Annotated in this window: 11 protein-coding genes; 8 read left to right on the top strand and 3 right to left on the bottom strand. The window is 72.8% G+C overall.

Annotated features, from left to right (window positions below; genetic code table 11):
* The first annotated feature begins 100 nt into the window (after positions 1-100).
* Entirely contained in the window at positions 101-445 is a 345-nt protein-coding gene (locus VZL07_RS21280; protein ID WP_426749437.1) for a hypothetical protein, read from the top strand.
* Between the two features lie 18 nt (positions 446-463).
* On the opposite strand, the gene VZL07_RS21285 is transcribed toward VZL07_RS21280, so the two are convergent.
* On the bottom strand, positions 464-1,984 hold the full coding sequence (locus VZL07_RS21285; RefSeq protein WP_426749438.1) for a peptidase M3: 1,521 nt from the start codon (positions 1,982-1,984) through the stop codon (positions 464-466).
* Positions 1,985-2,166: 182 nt separating this feature from the next.
* Here VZL07_RS21285 and VZL07_RS21290 point away from each other — a divergent pair, with 182 nt between their 5' ends.
* Positions 2,167-3,111: an RluA family pseudouridine synthase gene (locus tag VZL07_RS21290; RefSeq protein ID WP_426749439.1), complete on the top strand. Its 945-nt coding sequence runs from the start codon at positions 2,167-2,169 to the stop codon at positions 3,109-3,111.
* Positions 3,112-3,117: 6 nt separating this feature from the next.
* On the opposite strand, the gene VZL07_RS21295 is transcribed toward VZL07_RS21290, so the two are convergent.
* Positions 3,118-4,161, bottom strand: coding sequence for a glycosyltransferase (locus VZL07_RS21295; RefSeq protein ID WP_426749440.1), 1,044 nt, complete (start codon positions 4,159-4,161; stop codon positions 3,118-3,120).
* Positions 4,162-5,722: 1,561 nt separating this feature from the next.
* Here VZL07_RS21295 and VZL07_RS21300 point away from each other — a divergent pair.
* Positions 5,723-9,520, top strand: coding sequence for a tetratricopeptide repeat protein (locus VZL07_RS21300; RefSeq protein ID WP_426749441.1), 3,798 nt, complete (start codon positions 5,723-5,725; stop codon positions 9,518-9,520).
* A 1-nt stretch (position 9,521) separates the two neighbouring features.
* On the opposite strand, the gene VZL07_RS21305 is transcribed toward VZL07_RS21300, so the two are convergent.
* Positions 9,522-10,370 (bottom strand): hypothetical protein, encoded by an 849-nt coding sequence (locus VZL07_RS21305; RefSeq protein WP_426749442.1) that lies wholly within the window; start codon positions 10,368-10,370, stop codon positions 9,522-9,524.
* 60 nt (positions 10,371-10,430) lie between these two features.
* Between VZL07_RS21305 and galU the strand changes: the two genes are divergently transcribed.
* From galU to VZL07_RS21330, 5 genes are all read left to right on the top strand, one after another.
* On the top strand, positions 10,431-11,333 hold the full coding sequence (gene galU / locus VZL07_RS21310) for a UTP--glucose-1-phosphate uridylyltransferase GalU (RefSeq protein WP_426749443.1): 903 nt from the start codon (positions 10,431-10,433) through the stop codon (positions 11,331-11,333).
* On the top strand, positions 11,330-12,085 hold the full coding sequence (locus VZL07_RS21315) for a hypothetical protein (protein ID WP_426749444.1): 756 nt from the start codon (positions 11,330-11,332) through the stop codon (positions 12,083-12,085). Before galU ends, VZL07_RS21315 begins: the two co-directional genes overlap by 4 nt.
* Positions 12,086-12,225: 140 nt before the next feature.
* On the top strand, positions 12,226-12,849 hold the full coding sequence (locus VZL07_RS21320; RefSeq protein WP_426749445.1) for a glutathione S-transferase family protein: 624 nt from the start codon (positions 12,226-12,228) through the stop codon (positions 12,847-12,849).
* Between the two features lie 134 nt (positions 12,850-12,983).
* Entirely contained in the window at positions 12,984-15,371 is a 2,388-nt protein-coding gene (priA, locus tag VZL07_RS21325; RefSeq protein WP_426749446.1) for a replication restart helicase PriA, read from the top strand.
* A gap of 15 nt (positions 15,372-15,386) precedes the next feature.
* Positions 15,387-21,032 carry a response regulator receiver protein gene (locus VZL07_RS21330; protein ID WP_426749447.1) on the top strand — a complete coding sequence of 1,882 codons (5,646 nt, stop codon included), beginning with the start codon at positions 15,387-15,389 and terminating at the stop codon, positions 21,030-21,032.
* The last annotated feature ends 66 nt before the right edge of the window (positions 21,033-21,098 follow it).

Below are 21,098 nucleotides of genomic sequence, written 5' to 3' on the forward strand. Positions count from 1 at the left end.
TGCGCTGACTCTTGCGTCCTCTACAATCCTCGACGGTTGCGGCCCGGACGCGTCCGACATGCTCGGATGTTCAGCGGGGCTTCACAGCAAGGGAGCGGTGATGGAGCGCAAGGTCGGAAGTAGCACGGTGACGGCCAAGGAGGTCAAAGCGGCGCTGGAGAAGACGCGTACGCTGTCGGCCGAAGAGGAGAAGGTTCTGCGCATGCGCCATGGTGCTGGCGCCTCCAGCACCCGTGCGCCTCTGCCCCGTGCCGCGGGCGACAACGCGGAGCTCGCGGACGAGCTGCTCGTCATCGAGATGCAGTTGATGAAGGCGATGCGCGCTCGCGCGGGTGGCAAGCCCGTGGCCAGCGCCAGCAGCACGCCCGTCGCCACGCGCGCACGGGATGCCGCCGCCAACCCCACCAAGGACAAGATTGTCCGGGCGCTCCGCAAGAAGAAGTAGTCGTCTGGCGGAGTCCTACTAGCGGTTGAGGATGGCCACGAGGCGCTCCCCGGCCTCGGGCAACGCCAGCGGCGTGCCTGACGTCTCCGTGGCCAGTCCTTCCGCATCGTCTGTCCCCCCACGCGCGTACAGTCCCTTCAGCCAGGCGGCTGCCGCGGGGTTCCTCCAATAGTCCTCGTTGAACCGCTCCGTGAGGCGCGCGGTGAGCTGGGTCTCCAGGGCCCAGGACCGCAGGTAGTGCGCCACGTACAGCTGCGGGTCCACGTCGTGGAGGAAGAAGCCGGGGTGGGGCTCGACGAAGAGCGCGTGCCGCTGGCCGTCCGCGTATTCGTCCGCGCGCTCCGCCGAGGCGCCTTTCCGCGTCAGGGACAGCTCGTAGGACAGCTTCGCGGCGTGACGCCGCAGCAGCGTGAGGGCCTGGAACGCGGCCAGCCGCACGGTGTCGCGCGCGGCCATGGTGGGCAGCCCCAGGTAGCGCTTGAGCCACTCGGGGGACAGGAGCAGCCGCTCGAAGACGGCGGCATGGGCCTCCGTCACGGACGCATCGCCCAGCCGGCGCAGCTCCATGGGCAGCGTGTCCGAGACATGGGCGCGGTGCTGCGCGTGGCCCATCTCGTGGAGGAGGCTGGCGAGCCCGTCCAGGCCGCCGCGCGGCTGGAGCACCAGGCGGATGTCGTCCGGCACGCGCACCACGGCGACGAAGGGGCGCGGCGACTTGCCGGGCCGGTCCTCGTCGTCGATACGGATGCGGCCCCCGGCGTTGGGCGTCAGGCCCCACTCGCCCAGCCAGCGCACCACGGCGGGGAAGGCGTCCTCGCGCCGGAAGAAGCCATCCATCCACGGCGCCTGGAGCGCGGCCTGGAGGTCATGCCGGCGCGCCTCGCCCGCGGGCAGCGGGCGCAGCAGCGGGTCCACCTTCTTGAGGACGTAGGCGAGCACGTCGCGGTAGGCGTCTTCCGTGCGCGCCAGCACCTGCTTCGCGGCCTCGGCCAGTTTGTCGTAGTCGATGCCGGTGACGTCCTGGCGAAGGGTGGGGTAGTCCTTGGCGCCCAGCTGCTCCGCCGCGTGCAGGGCGGCCTCGCGGCGGTCGCCGTAGCGGGTGCGGTGCTGCCAGAGGAACTCGCCGGTGGCGCGCTCCAGCAAGGCGCGGCGGCCCCGGCCGGGCTCGTGGGGAATCCGGGCCAGCGCCTCTCCGAAGGAGTAGGTCTGGTCGTCCACCGTCAGCCGGGCCTGGGCCTCCAGCGCGGCGATGGCGTCCACGTGCGGGGCGGCGAGCGCGTCCTCGACGTGCGAGGCCACCAGCTCGCGCACCAGCATGATGCGGCGGACGGTGAGGGGCTCGTCCTTCGAGCGCGCCCTGGCCAGCGCCTCGTTGGCGGCGGAGAAGGTGTCCGGCGAGGACAGCTCGGGGAAGGAGGCGAGGAGCTGCGCGGGGGACGACTCCCGCGGGAGCCCGGCGCCGTGCCGGTAGTTCAGCGTGGCGAGCTCGGCGAGGAAGTCGTCCAGCCGCGTGCGCACGGAAAGCAGGGGACGGTCCATGGGGGCGCGGAAGGTAACAGGAAGCGGGCGGCGCGGAAGGGCGATGCGCGCGTAGAGTGCCGCCGCATGACATCTGTGCCTGACACGGGGATGGGCGCTCGCACGGGCGCGCCGGGCGGGGAGCGGAGTGTCCGGGCAATGGCGGCTCGCCGGGCAGGCGGGGCGCCGAGCGGGGTGGAGGCATGAAGCGGCGGACGTTGCGGGTGGAAGGGGCGCTGGTGGGCAAGACGGTGGTGGCCGCGGTGGCCTCCGAGCTGGGGCTTCCGGAGCCGAGGGCGCGGGAGCTGGTGGACGTGGGGGCCGTCTACGTGGCGGGCAAGCGGAGCCGCGATGCGAAGGCGCGGCTCACCGCGGGGCAGGTGGTGACGGTGGTGCTGGAGGAGGGCGGCCAGAGCCCCCTGGCCGAGGCGCCCCCCGCGCCCGAGCTGCGCGTGCTGTACGAGGACGCGGACGTCATCGCCGTGGACAAGCCGGCGGGTGTGCCCGCCCAGCCCACCGAGGGCCGCGTGGGCGGCAGCCTGGTGGACCTGGTGGGCGCGAAGCTGGGGCGCGCGGCCGGGCTGGTGCATCGCCTGGACCGGGAGACGTCCGGGGTGACGGTGTTCGGGAAGACGGCGGACGCCACGTCGGCGCTGGCGGCCGAGTTCCGGGAGGGGCGGGCACGGAAGCGGTATGTCGCGGCCACTGGCCCGGGACTGCCGCCGTCGGGGACGGTGGACCTGCCCTTGTCGAAGGACCCCTCGCGCCCGGGGCGCTGGCGGGCGACCCGGGCGGCCAACGGGGTGCCCGCGCTCACGGACTTCCACACGCTGTTCGCCGGTCCGGCGTTCTGTGTCGTGGAGCTGCTGCCGCACACGGGGCGCACGCATCAGCTCCGCGCGCACCTGACGGCGCTGGGCGCGCCGATTCTCGGGGACTCGCGTTACGGCGGGTTGCCCCGGGCAGGGGGCGTGGACGCGGCGCGGTGCCTGCTGCACGCGCAGGCGCTGGAGCTGGGACACCCACGAACGGGCAAGGTGCTCCGCCTGGAGGCCCCGGTGCCGGAGGACCTGATGCGGTTCTTCGCCGCGGCGGGGATTGAAGCGCCGGCGGGGCCCATCCGGGCGGGAGGCTCGGGCGCGGGCTGACGCGCCTCAGGCCGCGCAGGTGAAGTCGCGCCCCTCCACCCAGCCCCAGCGCAGGAGGTCCTCGCGAATCTCCGCGCGCGCCCAACGGACGCCCACGCAGACCAGCAGGTGGCCCCGTCCGGGCGCACCGAGCGCCTGCGGCGCGACCACCGGGATGCCGTGGATGTGCGTGCCCACCTTGCGCGGGTGCACCTCCACGTAGCGCTCCACCCGCGCGCCGGCCTCGTGGAGGAAGTGCGTCAGCGTCTTGCCGCTGGGGCCCGCCCCCCACACCGTGCAGGGCCGGCCATCCGCGAGCGGCCCCCGGCCCCGGGTCAGGTAGCGCGCCTTCGTCCACATGAAGCGCTTGAGCGCGTAGCGCGGGTCCGTGCGCGTCATGCGCTCGTTGCTGTCACGCCAGCGCAGCAGCACCTCGGGCAGGTTCAGCAAGGCGTAGCCCCGGTCGAGCAGCTCGAGCCAGAGCGCGTAGTCCTCCGGGAAGTCGCCATCCTTCCAGCCTCCTGCCTCGACCAGGGCGTCCCGTCGCAGACACACGGAGGGGTGGCAGAGTGGACTCTCGATGAAGCGCTCGCGCTCCAACTGGTCCGCGGAGTTCAGCCCGTTGAGCCAGCTGGCGTAGGCCTGGAGCGAGGGGCTCACGGGCTGGTCATCGCGGAAGAGCTCCACGGCCGTGCCCACGCCCCCCAGGGTGGGGTCGGCTTCCAACGCGGAGAGGCTGGCCTCCAGCCGCCGGGGCAGGGACTCGTCGTCCGCGTCCATCCGGGCGACGTAGGGTGACGTGGCCTGGGCCAGCGCCAGGTTCAGCGCCGCCACCAGACCTCGGCCGCCGCCGTCAAGGACTTCCACGCGGGCATCTTCCACCGCGAGGTCCGTCAGTACCTCGCGTGTCCCGTCCGTGGAGCCATCGTCCACTGCGAGGACACGGATGTCGCGCAGCGTGCCGGTCAAGAGGCTCCGGACGGCGCGGGCCACGGTGGCTTCGGCGTTTCGAGCGGGGAGGAGGACAGTCACAGCCGGAACGGGCATCGTTGTGTAGACTGCCGCACCCATGGGTGGCGTGAGAAACGGCAAGAGCGCCGGCACGCCGGAGCCCGCAGCGGTCCGACAGGAGGCGCTGCAGCCCGGCGCATCTGGCGGCAAGGCCGCGGCGGAGACGCGCGATGTGGTGGACGGGCACTTCCGGGCCGCGGCCCGGTTGCTGAGCGAGGGCTCCGCTGCCCGTGCGTTCGGTGAGCTGGTGCGTGCCAGCCGCACCCTGCCGATGACGCCGCGCCTGGCCGCGGGGATTGTGCGGATGGCGCTGCGAGCCGGCACCGAGCCGGCCGCCATCATCTTGTTCGAAGCGGGGGCCACGACGGCTTCTGGCCGGCGCGCGGTCCTGCGCCAGCTCGCGAGAGTCCTGCGGCGCGTGGACCAGCTCCCCCGCGCCATCGCCGCCCTCGAGGCGCTCCTCGTGGAGTGGCCTGACGATCGGCGTGCTCAGCGGGTGCTCCAGGTGCTGCGCGCGCGAATGTCGAGCGACGGCGCGAAGGACGCGGAGGCGGGAGCACAGGGGGTGTTGGCGAAGCCCCCGGCTCGGAAGGACGGCGCGCCGGATGTGGCGTCGTGGGAGTACGACGACCGCGTCTATCTCATTGAGACGGTGGTGGGGCCCCCGCTGGCCGCGGGGACTCCGCCTGGGGCCGCCGGGGGGACGCCGGGGGCACAGCCGGTGGTGGAGACGCCGGTCCAGGGCGATGTGCGGCCGCTCACGACGGGCGGAGGCGACGATGGAAAGCCCTCCGCCGCGCCGGGACCCGGGCCACGCAAGAGCGCGCGCGAGCTGCCCGCCGTACAGATTGCGACCGCTTCTCCGGAGGCGCCTTCTGCCATGTCGGTGGGGGCTCCTCCGCCAGGGGATGCGCCTCAGGCGACACAGGGAGGCGGCGCGCCGCCGGCCATGTCGGTGACCACGCCGTCGGGGCGGACAGGCGAATCGCTGAGAGCAGTGACATCCGCGGCTGGGAGCCTCGTTGCGTCATCTCGAAAGAGCGCGACGGAAATGCCAGCGGTTGGCGCTTCCGCTGCTGACGTGGTCGCAGGGCCATCGCCCGCTTCGGATGCGCCCCGTTCCGCGCCATCTGCGGACTCTCACAAGACGGTTCTGGAGCTGCCGGCGGTCGTCGTGTCATCCGCGCCCGCTGATGACGACGCCGTGGTGTCCCAGGCGCAGGCTGGGGGCGCATCCAGCGGGACGGCGAACAGGGCCGGGGCTGAGCCATCCAGGGCCGACGCGAGTAGCCCCGGTGCTGGAGCTTTCCCCTGGGCTCCGGTCGATGCGCCGTCGGCGAAGGCGGCCGTGAGCGAACCTGCGGTGGGCGCACGGCCTGCGCCAGTCGTGGACGCCATGCTGAGCCCTGTCGTGCGTGAACCTGGCGCGGAAGCGCCGCTCGCCCCTGGAGCTGCCGAGTCGCCCAGGACGATGCTGGAACTGCCTGCGGTCACGATTCCACCTGCTGCGCCTGCTTCAGAGGCGCCCAGGACGATGCTGGAACTGCCAGCGGTTGCGATTCCACCTGCTGCGCCTGCTTCCGAGGCGCCCAGGACACAGGTGGAGATGCCTGCGGTTCCCGTGCCGTCCCGTGCCCCGGAGTTCGAGGCGCGCAGGACGGAGGTGGAGATGCCCGCGGTGGACATGGGCGTGCCGCCTCCACGTTCTGGCGCGGTTCGCGAATTCGCTCCCCAGAGGGAGTCGTTGTCCGTGCCCTGGGCGGAGAGCCCGGAACAGGCCGCACACGTCTCGTCATCCTCTGTCCGGCAGGCGGCGCATCGGCGCGGCGCGCCACTCCGCGACGATGCCGACGCGGATGAGGTCACCTCGGAGGCCCAGCCCTTCCTCGTTGGTGAGTTCGCATCGCCAGCATCGCCGCGAGCACCAGCCCCCGCGACGGTGGAGCGGCGGAAGACGCCTGTGCCCGCTGCGGCAGTGCCGCCTGCGAGTGCGCCCAAGGGGGGGCTTGTCCCCGATGCGCGCTCGGGAACCATGGAGGTGTCCCTGGCGGAGCTGGAGGCCGCGCTTTCCGCCAGCGCGTCGCCAGCCGAGGGCCGCCCTGGCGAGGCGCGCCCAGGTGCGCACGAAGAGGACGCCGAGGAGCTGACCCGCTCGCAGAAGCTGGAGGCCCAGCTCATTGCGCGGCGGGCGTGGGCCGAGCTGGCCCAGCTGTACCTCAAGCGCGCGGACCAGGCGAAGGATGCGACCCTTCGCGCCGATGCGTTGGCCCGGCTCGCGGAGGTGATGGAGAACGAGCTCCATGACCCCGCGGGCGCCGCACGCATGTACCGGGAAATCGTCGCGCTGACGGGCGACCGTGCCGCGCTTCGCGACCAGGTGCGGTTGCTCGCCGCGCGAGGTGATGCCTCGCTCGTGCGGCGCGCGCTCGATGAGGCCATTCGCCGTGCGCCCTCCAGCCGGGCTCGTGCGGGGGCGCTGCTCACCCGTGGCGAGCGTTGGCTCCACATGGGCGAGCTCAAGAAGGCGCGCGCCGACTTCGAGGCGGCGGAGGTGCTTGCGCCGGGGCTGCCTGCCGTGCTCGCGGGGCTCCTCCGCTGCGTCGAGGACGCGGAGCGGCCGGACATCGCGGAACGGCTCCGAGCGCTGCTGGCGGCGATGCCTCGCCGTGCGCTCGACCGGGTCGACGCGCTGCGCGTGCTGGCCCAGGTCGCGGAGGAATCGCTGGGCAACCCACGGCTCGCGCAGTGGGCCTGGAGCGAGGTGCTCGCGGAGAGTCCCGACAGTGACCCGGCTCGCATGCGGCTCACCGTGCTCGCGCGCCGGCTCGGGGACACGACGGTGCTCGGGCAGTTGCTGCGGGCGCAGCTCGCTCGGGAGTCTCGAGGACCGGCCGCGCGTGAGGCTCGGTTGGAGCTGGTGGCCACGCTGGAGGCGCAAGGCAACGCGGAGGCCGCGCTCGACGAGCTGCGACAGGCGGTGCGGTATGAGCCGGGCCACAAGGAGGCCTGGTTGATGCTCGTGGAGCGGCTGCTTCAGCGCGAGCAACTGGGCGAAGCGGCCTGGGCACTGGAGCACGCGGCCACCGCCACGGAGGACGAGGAGGAGCGGGAGCGGACGTGGGAGCGACTCGCGCGCCTGTGGCGTGAGGTGATGGGCAATCCCGAGCGCGCGCAAATCTATGCGCGCAGGGCGGAAGGAATCCGTCAGGCGCGAGCGGAGCGTGAGGTCTTGCCTCCTCCCGAGCCGCCACGTTCCGCGTCCCCGCGCCGGGAGCCGAGCGGCCCCCGGGCACCGCTCGTCCCGGCGCCCCCGGTGCTGTCCCACTCCCCGGCGAACATCGAGCAGTTGGCCAACGAGGTGACGTCGACCACGGATCCGGGGGCCGTGCTTGCCGCGGCGCGCTTGCCGCCACCCGCGAGCCCCCAGGGAGGTTCGGACAGGGAGGCTTCTGGGAACGCGTCCCCGGCAGGAGCTGAGCCTGCTCCATCGGCACGAAAGGGAAGGCGAGCGCGAGGCTCCGGCCGCGCGAGGTCTTCCAGCGTGGATGCGGAAGAGGGCGCGCCACGGCGAGGACGTTCCAGGGCATCGCGAGGCGATGAATCCAGCCCGGCCTCCGCGCCGGGGAACGCCGCTGCGCCCGTGCCACGCGAGCCGGCACCGGAGGCCGCGGCTACTCCACGGAACCCCGCTTCCGTGCCGGGAACGGCCACTGCGCCCGTTTCTCGAAACCCTGCCTTCGTGGAGGGGACTGCGGCTGCATCTCGAAGCCCCGCCTCCGTGCCCGGGACTGCGGCTGCATCTCGAAGCCCCGCCTCCGTGCCCGGGACTGCGGCTGCATCTCGAAACCCTGCCTCCGTGGCGGGGACTGCGGCTGCACCCGCACCTCGCAACCTCGCCTCGGTGCCGGGGACTGCGGCTGCACCCGCACCTCGTAACCCCGCCTCCGTGCCGGGAACGGCCGCGGCGCCCGCACCTCGTAACCCCGCCTCCGTGCCGGGAACGGCCGCGGTGCCCGCATCTCGTAACCCCGCCCCCGTGCAGGGAACGGCCGCGGCGCCTGCGCCTCGAGCCCCCGCGCCGAGCGGCGACGCCGCGGACGCAGCCGGATTCCCCAAGGTGCCGCAATCCCCCGCCCCCGGTCGGAAGGGCAGGGGCGTGGAGCGCGCGGCACCTGCAGCCCGGGACGCCGAGCCAGCTCCGGCCTCACAGGACGCGGCGGCTCGGGAGCGGCGTTCAGGGGCCACGGACCTCATCACGGGCGAGCTCATGGACCTCGGCGCCGCGCCGGTGCCCGAGACGCGTGTCATCTCCTGGGAGGCGCCGCCGGGCCGCATGGACCCGGTGCGCCGTGTCGTGCGCGCGCGCCCCGAAGGGACGGTGTCCGCCCCCGCCCCCGGGCGCACGTTCATCGCGAAGCCGCCCGCCACGCCCGAGCCGCCCCGGCCTGCCCCCGGTGCCTCGGAGACACGCGAGTCGCCCGCGCCCGCGTACCTGCCCTCCCAGGACACCGAGCCCGACGGCTTCCGGCACATCCGCGAGCGTCCGCTCGACGCGAAGCCGTACCGCTCGCTCGCGGAGTACTTCGACCAGCGGGGAGACCCCGCGCGCGCCTCGCTCATGCGGGAAATCGCCGACGCGCTGGAGGGGCTCGAAACCCCCGCGCCGCGCGGCCAGCGTCCACCGCTGACCTCCGATGAACGCGCCGGCCTGCGTCATCCCGGCCTGCGCACGCCCTCAGGCGAGCTGCTGGCCTGCACCGGAATCGCGCTCTGCCGCCTGTTCCCGGCGGAGGGCCGCGCCGCTGGCTCGTCGGAGCTCCTGCGCGCGACCGCGGGCCCGGCGGCACCGGCCGTGCTCGACGCGCTCCACTCGGCCGCGCGGATGCTGGACGTCCACCTGCCGGAGCTGGTGCTCGCGGAGGATGACGGCCCGCCCTTCACCGCCGTGCACGCGGGCCATGCGCGCCTCCTCGTGGGCCGGCTCCTGCTACGCGAGCCCATGCCCGCCGCGGAGCTGCGCTTCCACGCGGGGCGCGCGCTGCTGTCGCTCTCGCCGGACCTGCTCGCGCTCCGGGCCCTCAAGGGCGGCCAGCTCCTCCGGGCCCTGGCGCTGCTGTCGACCGTGCTGAAGGACCCGCGCGCCTCCGGAGAGGAAGCCCGCGTGGTGCGTGAGTCGCTCTCACCGAAGGCCCTGGAGCGGGCCATGGCCCTCCTGGAGCCGGGCACCCGCGACTTCAAGGCCTCCGCGCTCGCGGACGCCGCGCGAGACTCCGCCAACCGGGCGGGGCTCGTGGCCTGCGGCAGCGTGGGGCCCGCGCTGACGGTGCTGCGCGCGCGCAAGGGCAACGAGGCGGAGTTGGTGGAGTTGCTGCGCTTCGCCGCGTCCGAGCGCTACCTGCCGCTGCGCGCGCCGCGCTGACTCAGTTCATGTTCAGCTTGATGGTGAGCGCCAGCATCCGCCCCTTGGGGCCGCCGAGGTCATGGCGGTACGCGAAGTCCAGCCCGCCGCCACCCTCGGACATGAAGCCGAGCCCCGTGCTGATTTGCGACGTGCGGGTGAAGCCGTCGTACGAATAGCCCGCGCGCACCGGGAACACCTGCCCGAGGATGTACTCCAGGCCGCCGTGGTACGTGAGCGTCGTGGTGTCGTTCGTGGTGAAGTCCGCGCGCACGTCGCCGGCGAGCGTCAGCAGCCCCGTCATCACGCCCAGGTGCGCCGAGTAGTAGCGCGTCAGTTCCTCATTGTCGGTGTCGACGAGGTTGTGCGCGGAGAAGCCCGCCATCAGCGACTGCGACAGCCGGAGCATGATGCCTGCGTCGCCCGTGACGGAGTTGGCGAACCGCGACTGGCCGCTCATGCGCAGATAACGCACCGTGGCGCCAATCATGAGTGACTGGCTGATGGGCAGTCCCACGCCCAGCGAGCTGAGGTGGGCACTGGCGCGAGCGCCGCCGCGGCCCACGCTCACCCAGTGGTAGTCGATTCCCATCCCCATTCGGCTGGTGGCCGCGTCGATGATGGAGACGCCGAGGAGGCCTTCCTTGCGCTGGGTGTCCCACGCCCCGGTGCCTTCGATGCGGTAGGCCGGGAAGAGGACCATGGCAGCGGGGTTGCCCAGCATCGCGTCCGCGCCCAGGCCCAGGGCGCGGTACGCACCACCCATGCCATAAGCGCGCGCGCTCATGACATCCCGGAGGTCCTCGGCGGGCTGCGCCAGCGAGGTAGTGGACACACAAAGGGCCATCAACACCAGGGAGCGCAGCGACATGACAAGAGCATCCTATCCGGCTTGATGGGGTGGGATGCCATCAATAGATTCGCAGCCCTCATGGCCTCCAAAACCCCGAAGGTAGAGCCCCTCATCCGCAAGTGTGTCATCCCGGCAGCCGGCCTGGGCACGCGGTTCCTGCCGGCGACCAAGGCGGTTCCCAAGGAGATGCTGCCTATCGTCGATACGCCGACGCTCCAGTACATCGTGGAAGAGGCGGTATCCGCTGGCATCGAGGATGTCGTCGTCATCAACGGCCGTGGCAAGAGCGCCATCGAGGACCACTTCGACATCGGCTTCGAGCTGGAGACCACCCTGCGTGCGCGTGGCAAGGAGTCGGAGGCCGACAAGCTGCGCGCCATCGCCGACCTGGTCCGCGTCGTCAGCATCCGCCAGAAGGAGCCCAAGGGCCTGGGCCACGCGGTGCTGTGCGCCAGGAGCGTCATCGGCGACGAGCCCTTCGGCGTGCTGCTGGGCGACGACATGATTGACGCCGAGGAGCCGGGAATCCGTCAGCTCGCTCGCGTGTATCGCCAGTACAACCAGGCGGTCATCGCGCTCATGGAAGTGCCCGACGACGAGACGCACATGTATGGCATCGCCGCCGGCACGGACCTGGGCGACGGCGTCATGCGCATCGACCGCATCGTGGAGAAGCCGAAGAAGGGCACCGCGCCCTCCAACCTCGCCGTCATCGGCCGCTACGTGCTGCCGCCCGACATCTTCCCCATCCTGGAGAAGCAGACGCCGGGTGTGGGCGGCGAAATCCAGCTCACCGACGGCCTGGCCACCCTCCAGCAGCAGCAGGGGCTGCTGGGCTACCGCTTCAAGGGCCAGCGCTATGACGCGGGCGACAAGGTGGGGTACCTGAAGGCCAACATCGCCTACGCGCTCAAGCGCCCGGAGCTGCGTGCCGGGCTGCTCGAGTTCATGCGTGAAGTCGTGAAGACGGAGAAGCCGTGAAGCGCACCGTTGCACTCCTCGCAGTCCTGGTCTCCTTCGCCGCGGGCGCCTACGTGCTGCCCGGAAGCTCCATCATCCGCCGCATGTCGGCGGAGCGCGCCGAGCTGAGGCTGTCCACGCTGCGCGTGGAAGGCTCGCTCAGCTTCGGCGGGCCTGCCGTCAAGGAGGCCGGAGCCGCGCTCGGGACGCCCACGGACCGCCCGGAGGTGCAGGGCGATGGCGTGCTGTCCATCCGCGTGCCCGGCCGCTGCCGCTTCGAGGCCTCGGTGCCCGACGGCAACGCCCAGGCCGTGGTCGTCCAGTCCGGTGGCCGCCGCCGCGCGCAGGGCACCGAGATTCCCGCCATGTCGGTGCTCGTCGCGCAGGTGTGCCCGCTGCTCGCCACCGGCAGTGGCAACGTGCAGGACCTGAAGGAGGCGGTGCTCCGCCACCTCCAGAACCTGGGCGTCGACACGGGCCGCACCGGGCTGGCGCGCTTCGGCGGCGAGGTGGCCTACGTCCTCGGCGACATGGCCGAGGGCCGCCCGCAGTTCTGGGTGTACAAGGACTCCTTCCGCCCGGCGCGCCTGCGCTACTCGGATGCGTCCGGGACGGCGTGGGACGTGCGCTTCCTGGACTACAGCTCGCCGGCCACCGGTGAGTGGATGCCGCGCACCATCGAGGTCTGGCGTGGCGGCCAGCGCAACCTGCGCTTCACCGCCTTGAAGGGCGACAACCGGGCCAGCGTGCCCGACTCGCTCTTCACCCTGTAGGTCGCCTGGGGCCGCCGGGGATGACGCGCCCCGGCGGAAACGGCACTTTCCTGTATTCCTTGCGGCGCTCAGGGGGGCCATGAAGAGTGTGGCCCGCCTGGCCGGGATTCTCCCCGGCCCGCCGCGCAGAGGAATGTCACATGAAAGTGTACGGCCACCCCATGAGCACGGCCACGCGGATGGTCCTCACCACCCTGGCGGAGAAGGGCCACGAGGCGGAGCTCGTCCTCGTCGACCTCACGAAGGGTGAGCAGAAGCACCCCGCGCACCTGGAGCGCCACCCCTTCGGCGTCATCCCCGCGCTGGAGGACGACGGCTTCCGGCTCTACGAGTCGCGCGCCATCGTCCGCTATCTCGACCGCAAGCTGGCGGGGCCCTCGCTGACGCCGTCCGACGTGCAGGCCTTCGCGCGCATGGAGCAGTTCATCAGCGTGGAGCACTGTTACTTCACGCCCGCGGCGATGAAGGTCATCTGGGAGCGCCTCTTCAAGGGGCTCCTGGGCGGCGGCGCGCCGGACGAGGCCCGCATCGAAGAGGGCATGAAGGGCATCGAGCGCGTCTTCGGCATCGTCGACCCGGTGCTGGGCAAGCAGCCGTACCTCGCGGGGGACAGCTTCTCGCTCGCGGAGATTTGCTGGATGCCTTACATGGACTTCTTCGTCGCCGCGGGCGGCGGCGCACTCCTCGGCAACTACAAGGGCGTGAGCGCCTGGTGGGAGCGCGTCAGCGCCCGGCCCTCGTGGAAGAAGGTCACTGGCGGCTGAGCCCGCGCCAGGTGTCCTGGCGTCCCAGGGGCTTCGCCTCCCGGCGGAGCCCTCAGGGCATGTCAGACCCTCCCTGCACTGTGGACCCCGGGAGCAGGACGGATGGGGTCGGGGCGACGGTTGAAGGGAGCGTCATGGAACAGCGACCTTTGTGGAGCGGGGCGGACGCGGCGGCATCGAAGGTTCCTCCGACGCGGGGTTCCAGGTCGGTGCGCACCTCGGGTGCGAAAAGCCGCCGGGAACTGTCCGAGCCCGCCGCCGCCGCTACAGTGCGCGCCGAAGTGAGCGCTCCCGTTCTGGCCTCCATCGCCGTTGGCCGCCCCGTCCGGGGCGAATTCACCTACACCCTGCCGGACGAGCTGGCCGGCCGTCTGGAGCCGGGCCAGCGCGTGCTGGTGCCCTTCGGCCGCGGCACGGCGCTGGGCTTCTACCTGGGGCCCGCGTCCCCGCCGCCCGGGGAGAAGGTGAAGCTGAAGGCCGTCCAGCGCGTGCTGGAGGACTCGCCGTCCCTGCCCAAGGACCTCATCGCGCTGCTGCGCTTCGCGGCCGTGCACTACCGCTACCCGCTGGGTGAGGTGATTCGCGGCGCGCTGCCGCCGGGCCTGTCCAAGGCGGTGGACGAGAAGGAAGCCAAGCCGGACGTGCAGCAGTTCGCGGTGGCGCTGGTCAACGAGGTGCCTCCGGAGCTGTCGCGCGCGCCCGCGCAGTCCGCCGCGCTCGCCTACCTGCTGGCCGTGGGAGGCCGCGCCCCGCTGGAGGAGGTCGCCCACGCGATTCCCGGGGCGCGCGAGACGCTGAAGAAGCTGGCCACGCGCGGCTTCGCCCGCCTGGAGGAGAAGACGGTGGAGGCGGGGGTGAAGGAGGGCCTCATCCAGGGCCGCCCGGACCACCTCACACCGGAGCAGGCGGCCGCGGGCGTGGAGCTGCGCGCGGCGCTGGACGCGGGCACCTTCCAGCCCTTCCTCCTGCATGGCGTCACCGGCAGCGGGAAGACGGAGGTGTACCTGCGCGCGGCGGAGCATGCGCTGTCGCTGGGGAAGGGCAGCCTCATCCTGGTGCCCGAAATCGCGCTGACGCCTCAGCTCGTGGGCCGCTTCCGCAGCCGCTTCGGCGCGGAGGTGGCGGTGCTGCACTCGGCGCTGAAGGACCGGGAGCGGCTCTTCCACTGGCAGGCGCTGCGGCGGGGCGACGTGAAGATTGCCGTGGGCGTGCGCTCGGCGGTGTTCGCGCCGGTGGACAACCTGGGCCTCATCGTCGTGGACGAGGAGCACGACCCCTCCTTCAAGCAGGAGGAGAAGCTGCGCTACCAGGCGCGCGACCTCGCCGTGGTGCGAGGCAAGCAGGCCAGCGCGGTGGTGGTGCTGGGCTCGGCCACGCCCGCGCTGGAGACGCTGGAGAACGTCAACCGCGGGCGCTACCGGCTGCTGGAGCTGAAGCACCGCGTGGACGACCGGCCCATGCCCACCATCGAAATGGTGGACCTGCGCGTGGAGCGTCCCCGCGAGGGCGTGGTGACGGAGGAGGCGCCCATCCTCAGCCCGCCGCTGCTGGCGGCCATGGAGGAGACGATTGGCCGCGGCCAGCAGGTCATCCTCTTCCTCAACCGCCGCGGCCACAGCACCGTGCTCCTGTGCGAGGTGTGCGGCCTGTCGCTCAAGTGCAGCGAGTGTGACGTCTGCCTCACGCACCACCGTTCGCAGAACCGGGTGGTGTGTCACTACTGCGGCCTGGCCATGCCGGTGCCGGAGCAGTGCCTGGAGTGCACGGGCCCCATGCTCAAGCTGGGCATCGGCACCGAGCGCGTGGAGGCGGAAGTCCTCGAGCGCATCCCCACCGCGCGCGTCGCCCGGCTGGACCGGGACTCGGCCAGCAGCGCGGAGCGGCTGACGGAGATGCTGGCCTCGTTCGCGCGCCGGGAGCTGGATGTCCTGGTGGGCACGCAGATGGTGGCCAAGGGCCATGACTTCCCGGGCGTGACGCTGGTGTGCGTCGTCATGGCGGACACGTCCCTGTCCATCCCGGACTTCCGCGCCGCCGAGCGCACCTTCCACCTTCTCACCCAGGTCGCCGGCCGCGCCGGGCGGGGGAAGGACCCGGGGCGCGTGCTGGTCCAGACGTACAATCCGGACGCGGAGCCAGTCCAGCGCGTCCTGGCCCATGACTTCGGCGGTTTCGCGTCCCAGGAACTGGAGTGGCGCAAGGCGCTGGCGTACCCTCCATATTCGCGCATGGCCGCCATCCGTCTGGAGGGGGAGCACCCCGAGCAGACGGCCAGCGTGGCGCGCTCGCTGGGGAACCTCGTCTCCCGGAACATGCCCCCTGCGTCCGCCGGGGTCCGCCTGCTGGGGCCGGCGCTGGCCCCCATCTCCCGCATCCGGGGCAAGACGCGCTGGCAGCTCCTCCTGAAGGGGCCAACGCATACGGCGCTCGCCCCGCTGCTCGCCCGGGTGGAGGCGGCCCTGGCCGAAGTTCCTTCCGCCGTGAAGGTCGTGATCGACGTGGATCCGGGGGCCATGCTGTAGACTTGGTGCCCCCCCATGGGCGCACCGGTCCTTCTCGTCCACGACGACATCGCCATCATCGCCGCCGTGCGGCGCCTGCTCACGCGTGACGGATACGAGGTCATCCTCGCCACCTCCGTTGCCGATGCCCTCATCGCGTACGGGCACCACCTGCCCGTGCTGCTCGTGCTCGCTCCCGGCGTGGAGAGCGGCCGGGGCCACCTGGTGCTGGAGGAATTGCTCCAGCACCCGGATGGCAAGGCCGCTCGGGTGCTGCTGCTGGGCGAGTCCATCCCCGGCTTCAGCGCGCCCGTGGCGCAGTTGCCGCTGGAGGGCGCCGCCTTCATGGCGCTGGTGGAGTCGCTCGTCCGCGCCCCCGCGGATGCGGACGCCTGGCACGTGGTGGAGAACCGGGAGCTGCCCGCGTCGGGTGGTGCCTCGGCTCCGGGTGGGGCCGACCACGAGACATGGCACGCGACGCCTCCGCCCACGGTGGCGGGAGACCCCACGCTGGCCAACGCGCTCTTCGGCGACCTCGCTCCGCTGCACCAGACGGACTGGGAGCTGGCGGCCATGACGGACGCGGAGCGCATCGCCCACGAGGCGGAGCAGCAGCGTGAGCGTCAGGATGCGCCGGACACGAGCCCCGCCCTGGGGAATCCGCAACTGGAGGCGGAAGCCCAGGCGCTGGCCTCCGGTGACGCGGGGGCGACCCCTGAAGACGCTTCGGATGGGTGGGGTGAGCCCTCGCAAGACTCGGACTGGGGCTCGGAAGTCAGCGGCGCGGAGTCGGAGGACGGCGCGCGCGCGGCGTCGCCGGAAGGCATGGAGGCGCAGCTGCGCGCCGAGGCGGAGCGCCTGGCGGGGCTCGAAGAAGCACCTGCTCCGGCGGAAGCGGAGGGGGCCCAGGCGCCTCCGGTGGGACAGCTGGCCTGGACGGAGGAACCGGTCGCTCAACCCTCGCTGCGCACGGCGGCGCTGTCTCCTCGGCTGGGCGAGGAAGGTTTCTTCGACGTCGATACACCTGCACCCGCGCCGCGGGATGCCCTCTCCGAAGCGGAAGCGGAGCTGGCCGCCATGCGTGGCGAGCGCTCGTTCGAGCCCGCTGCCCCGGAGGGCTCGCCCTGGACGGAGCTGCCGCCCGACCCGGAGCTGGAGCTCGCTGGCCGCTCGCCGCAGCCCTGGGATGGGACTGGTGCAGCACCCGAGGAGGCTCCGCCTTCCGAGCCCGCGCAAGCGGATGGGGCGGAGTCGACCGTCCCTGAGTCGGGCGACTCGTGGGGGACGGGGTCCGCGCTCGATGAGTCCAAGGGCGTCGCGGAGCCGGAGGCGGCTGCTTCCGAGGCGCCAGACGCTGCCGCCATCTCCGCGTCCAACTGGGAGCTGCTGGAGGCGGAGCTGCAAGCCGCGGCAGCGGCACAGACCGAGGCCGACACGGAGGCCGAGCCGGCGGCTACCCCGGAGGCGCAGCCCCAGACGTCTTCCGTCGGGGAGGACTGGTTCGATTCGGAGCCGGAGCCCCCGGCGCCTGAGTCTCGCGTCGGCGCGGATTGGTTCGACTCGGAGCCGGAGGAGGCCCGCGCGGCCGAGCCGGTGTCCGAGCCGGCCGGGAGCGCTCCCGCCGTGCCCGCTTCGGGCGGCTTCGCGGTTCCGGCGCTGATGGCGCAGTGGCAGGCCCAGCAGGAGGAGGCCGAGCGCCAGCTCGAGGAAGCCCACGCGCGCGTTCACGCCGTCACCACGGCGCTGGAGCAGGAGACGGCGCGGCGGCGGGAGATGGAGGCGCAGCTCCAGGCGCTCCAGGAGCGGCTCGCTGCGGAGGAAGAAGAGCACTCGCGCGAGGCGGTGCTGCGCGCCGAGGCCGAGGCGGAGCTGGAGGCGCTGCGTCGGCGGGAGCCTCCTGCCTCCATGGATGCCGCGGCTCGTGCCGTCCTCAGTCGCGTGGAGCAGTCGACGGGCGACGTCGACGTGCTGGCGGCGTTGCGCGCGGAGCTGGAGGCGCAAATCAACCTCCGCGCGGAAGCGGAGATGTTCACGGCCGAGGTCGAGGCGCAGGCGCGACAGACCGAGGATGCACGCGCCGAGTTCGAGCTCCGGGCCATCGACGCGGAGGCCCGTGCGGAAGCCGAGGCGGCGGCGCGCGAAGCAGCGGAGACCGAGGCCGCGGCGAGCCTCCAGGCGCTGAAGGCGCTCGAAGCACGGCTGGCGGCCGAGGCGGCCGGGCGCGTCGTCTCGGAGGTCCGCGCCGAATCGGAGTCGAAGGCGCGAGAGGTGGCGGAGCGCCGGGTCGAGTCCGCCGAGGGACAGACCTCCGTGTCGGAAGCACGCATCGAGGCGGAGATGCGTGCCCGCGAGGCCGCGGAAGCCCGCGCCGATGTGGAGGCGGCCGCGCGGCTCGAGGCAGACACGCGAGCGCAGCAACTGGCGCGTGCCCAAGCGGAGGCGGCGGCGCAGGCGGAGCTGGCGGCGAGAGCGCTGGAGGAAGCCGAGGCCCGCGCGGAACTGGCGGCACGGGCACAGGCCGAGGCGGAAGCCCGGGCGCAGGCCGACGCGGACGCGCGCGTGGATGCGGAAGCGCGTCTGGAGGCCGTGGCAACGGCCATCGCCGAGGCGGAAGCCCGGGCACAGGCCGAAGCGGACGCGCGCGTGGAGGCGGACGCCAGGCTACAGTCCGCGGCGACGGAGCTGGCGGAGGCCCAGGCGCGGGCGGAGATTGAGTCCGCGGCGCGCGTCGATGCGGAAGCTCGGCTGGAGTCCTTGACGGCTGCACTGGCCGAGGCACAGGCCCAGGCGGATATTGAGTCCGCGGCGCGCGTTGATGCGGAAGCGCGGCTGGAGTCCCTGACGGCTGCACTGGCCGAGGCGCAGGCTCGGGCGGAGCTTGAGGCCGCGGCCCGCGCCGATGCCGAGGCCCGCGCCGAGGCCGAGGCCGCTGCCCGCTTGGAAGCAGAGGCTCGCGCCACCTCCGCGTCCGACGCGCGGACGGGACAGGAAGCGGAAGCTCGGGCGAACGCGGAGGCCCGGGCGAAGAAGGCGGAAGCGCACGCAAAGAAGGAAGCGGAGCAGCGCGCGAACGCCGAGGCCCGCGTCATCGCTGAGTCCAATGCGCGAGCGGAAGCGGAGGCCCGCGCAGAAGCCGAGGCCACGGCGCGTGCTGCGGCAGAGGCCCGCGCCGAAGCTGAGGCCACTGCACGTGCTGAAGCAGAGGTCCGCGCAGAAACCGAGACCACGGCTCGTGCTGAAGCAGAGGCTCGTGCCGAAGCCGAAACCACGGCCCGCGCTGAAGCAGAGGCTCGTGCTGAAGCCGAGGCCACTAAGCGCGCTGAAGCCGAGACTCGCGCCGAAGCCGAGGCCGCGGCCCGTGCCGCAGCCGAGGCTCGAGCTGAATCGGAGGCCTCCGCCCGGGCCGAAATTGAGGCCACGGCCCGAGCGGAGGCTGATGGTCGCGCGGCCGGTGAGTCCGCCGCCCGTGCCGCAGCCGAAGCACGTGCCGAGGCGGAGGCCACGGCTCGCGCCGCAGCCGAGGCCCGCGCTGAAGCGGAAGCCGCGTCCAGGATCGAAGCCGAGGCCCGTGCCGAGCGCGAGGCGAAGCTCCGCGCCGCCATCGAGGTCCGCGCGGAGAGTGAGGCGACGGCCCGGACGAACGCCGAGGCCCGCGCCGAACGCGAGGCCACCTTGCGCAGCGAGGCGGAATCGCTCGCCAGGACAGAGGCATCGGCGCGAGCCGAAGCCGAGGCCAGGGCCACCGCGGAGGCTACTGCCCGCTCCGAAGCCGAGGCCCGTGCCGAGCGCGAGGCGGAAGCGAGAGCCGCCGCCGAAGCCCGCGCCGAACAGGAAGCCCGGCAGCGCGCCGAAGCAGAAGCGCTCGCGGGCCAGGAAGCCGAACAGCGCGCGGCGGAAAAGGCCCGCGCGGAGATGGAAGAGGCGCAGCGCGCCAGCGCCGCGGCCCAGGCCGAAGCCGAGGCCCTGAAGCGTGCCGAGCTGGAGGCCCGTCTCGAAGCCGAAGCCCTCAAGCGCGCCGAAGCCGAGGCGCAAGCGGCGGAAGCTTCACGGCAGCGAGCCGAAGCCGAGGCGCAAGCGGCGGAAGCCTCGCGGCAACGAGCCGAAGCCGAGGCCCAGGCAGCGGAAGCCTCGCGGCAGCGAGCCGAAGCCGAGGCCCGCGCAGAAGCCGAGACCCAACGTCGCACCGAGGCGGAGAGCCGCGCACAACAGTCCGCCCAGGCCGAAGCCGAGGCGGCCACCCGCGCGAAGGCGGAAGGTCGCCATCGCACCGCGCTGGAGGTCCGGCTGGACGCCGAGGCGAAGCAGCGCACCGCGCTGGAGACGCGACTCGAGGAAGAGTCCCGGGCCCGCAACGAATCGGAATCCCGGCTCCTCGCGGAGAACGCGCGAGTCTCCGAGGAGCTCGCCGAGCTTCGCCTCGAGCACCAGCAACTGCGCGAGCAACTGGCGAAGGAGCGCGAGACGCGCGAGTCCGTCGAGCAGGCCCTGGAGGCCCTGCGACAGGAGAAGGCCCGCATCGAAACCGAGGCCGCCGAGCAGCGAGCCCACGCCGAGCGCGAGCGCCTGGAGTTGGAGGAACGCGCGCTCCGGGACGCGGAGGAAGCCGCCGCGCAGGCTCGGGCCGCCCTCCTGCCGCTGGAGGCGCCTCCGGGCCGGCCGGAGCTCGCCGTGGCCCGCAGCGGCAGCGTCACGCGGGACGGCCTGACGAAGCTGGTGCTCCGCCTGTGCGAAGCCCGCATGGAGATGCGCCTGGAGCTGAAGGTGATGAACGCCCTTCGCGTCCTCTGGCTGCGGGATGGTGCGCTGGTGGGCGCCGTCTCCTCCGCGCCGGGCGAGTCGCTCGTCGACCGGGCCCGTGCGGATGGGCTCATCGATGCGCGGCAGGAAGGGGAGCTGCGACTGGTGCGCAGCGCCACCACCGCCGCGTTGCTGGAGGCGCTGCGTGGCCGGGGCTACCTGCGGGAGTCCGAAGCCGTGCCCCTGGTCCAGCGCTACACCGAGCAGGTGTTCCTGGATGCCCTGGCGGAGCCCTCGACGCTGTACCGCCTGGTGCCGGAGCCAGCGCCGCATGAAGTGGCGCTCGCCGCCGCCACGCGCCCGCCGCTCCACCTGTTGGCCGAAGCCCTGCGCAACACGCTCACCTCCGAGTCCCTGCTGGAAGCCGCCGGGAGCCTGCGCGCGCGCGTCACCCGCGGGGACATCCACCTGGCCCCGGACGACTTCGGCCTGCCTCCGAGAGACCTCCAGCTCCTGTCCCAGGTCGACGGTGAGCACACGCTGGAGGCGCTGCTGCTGGGCGCGGGGCTGCCCCAGGACTCGGCGCTGAAGTCGCTCGCCGTGGCGCGGACGCTGGGGCTCATCGCCCTGGAGCCCGTGAGTGACGAGGACACGGGCGACCTGCCACCGGAGCTGGACGTGCGCCGCCTGGACGCCAAGTTCGAGGAGATCCAGGACGCGGACTACTTCACGGTGCTGGGGCTGGCCCGCTCGGCGGGGGGCGAGGAGGTCAAGCGCGCCTACGAGTTGCTGGCCGCCGAGTTCCATCCCCTGCGCTTCGCGGGGCATCCCGACCCGGCGCTCCAGCACCGCGCGCAGCAGATTCGCAGCGTGCTGGCCGAGGCCGCCCAGGCGCTGGGCGATGACCGACTGCGCGCGGAGTACGCCCGGAGCCTGCTCGACTGACGCCCGCTGGACGGACGGCCTCCCGGGCGCGTAGGAAAGCCCGCCCGGGGCGGTTGCCCGCCCGCG

Origin of the sequence: Pseudomyxococcus flavus, assembly GCF_050038885.1 — a bacterium.
Lineage (GTDB): Bacteria > Myxococcota > Myxococcia > Myxococcales > Myxococcaceae > Myxococcus > Myxococcus flavus.

Coding starts and splice junctions, on each gene's coding strand:
- VZL07_RS21295 (WP_426749440.1), bottom strand. CDS start 4,161: ATGGGTGCGGCAGTCTACACAACGATGCCCGTTCCGGCTGTGACTGTC.
- VZL07_RS21320 (WP_426749445.1), top strand. CDS start 12,226: ATGAAAGTGTACGGCCACCCCATGAGCACGGCCACGCGGATGGTCCTC.
- VZL07_RS21305 (WP_426749442.1), bottom strand. CDS start 10,370: ATGTCGCTGCGCTCCCTGGTGTTGATGGCCCTTTGTGTGTCCACTACC.
- priA (WP_426749446.1), top strand. CDS start 12,984: ATGGAACAGCGACCTTTGTGGAGCGGGGCGGACGCGGCGGCATCGAAG.
- VZL07_RS21285 (WP_426749438.1), bottom strand. CDS start 1,984: ATGGACCGTCCCCTGCTTTCCGTGCGCACGCGGCTGGACGACTTCCTC.
- VZL07_RS21290 (WP_426749439.1), top strand. CDS start 2,167: ATGAAGCGGCGGACGTTGCGGGTGGAAGGGGCGCTGGTGGGCAAGACG.
- VZL07_RS21280 (WP_426749437.1), top strand. CDS start 101: ATGGAGCGCAAGGTCGGAAGTAGCACGGTGACGGCCAAGGAGGTCAAA.
- galU (WP_426749443.1), top strand. CDS start 10,431: ATGGCCTCCAAAACCCCGAAGGTAGAGCCCCTCATCCGCAAGTGTGTC.
- VZL07_RS21330 (WP_426749447.1), top strand. CDS start 15,387: ATGGGCGCACCGGTCCTTCTCGTCCACGACGACATCGCCATCATCGCC.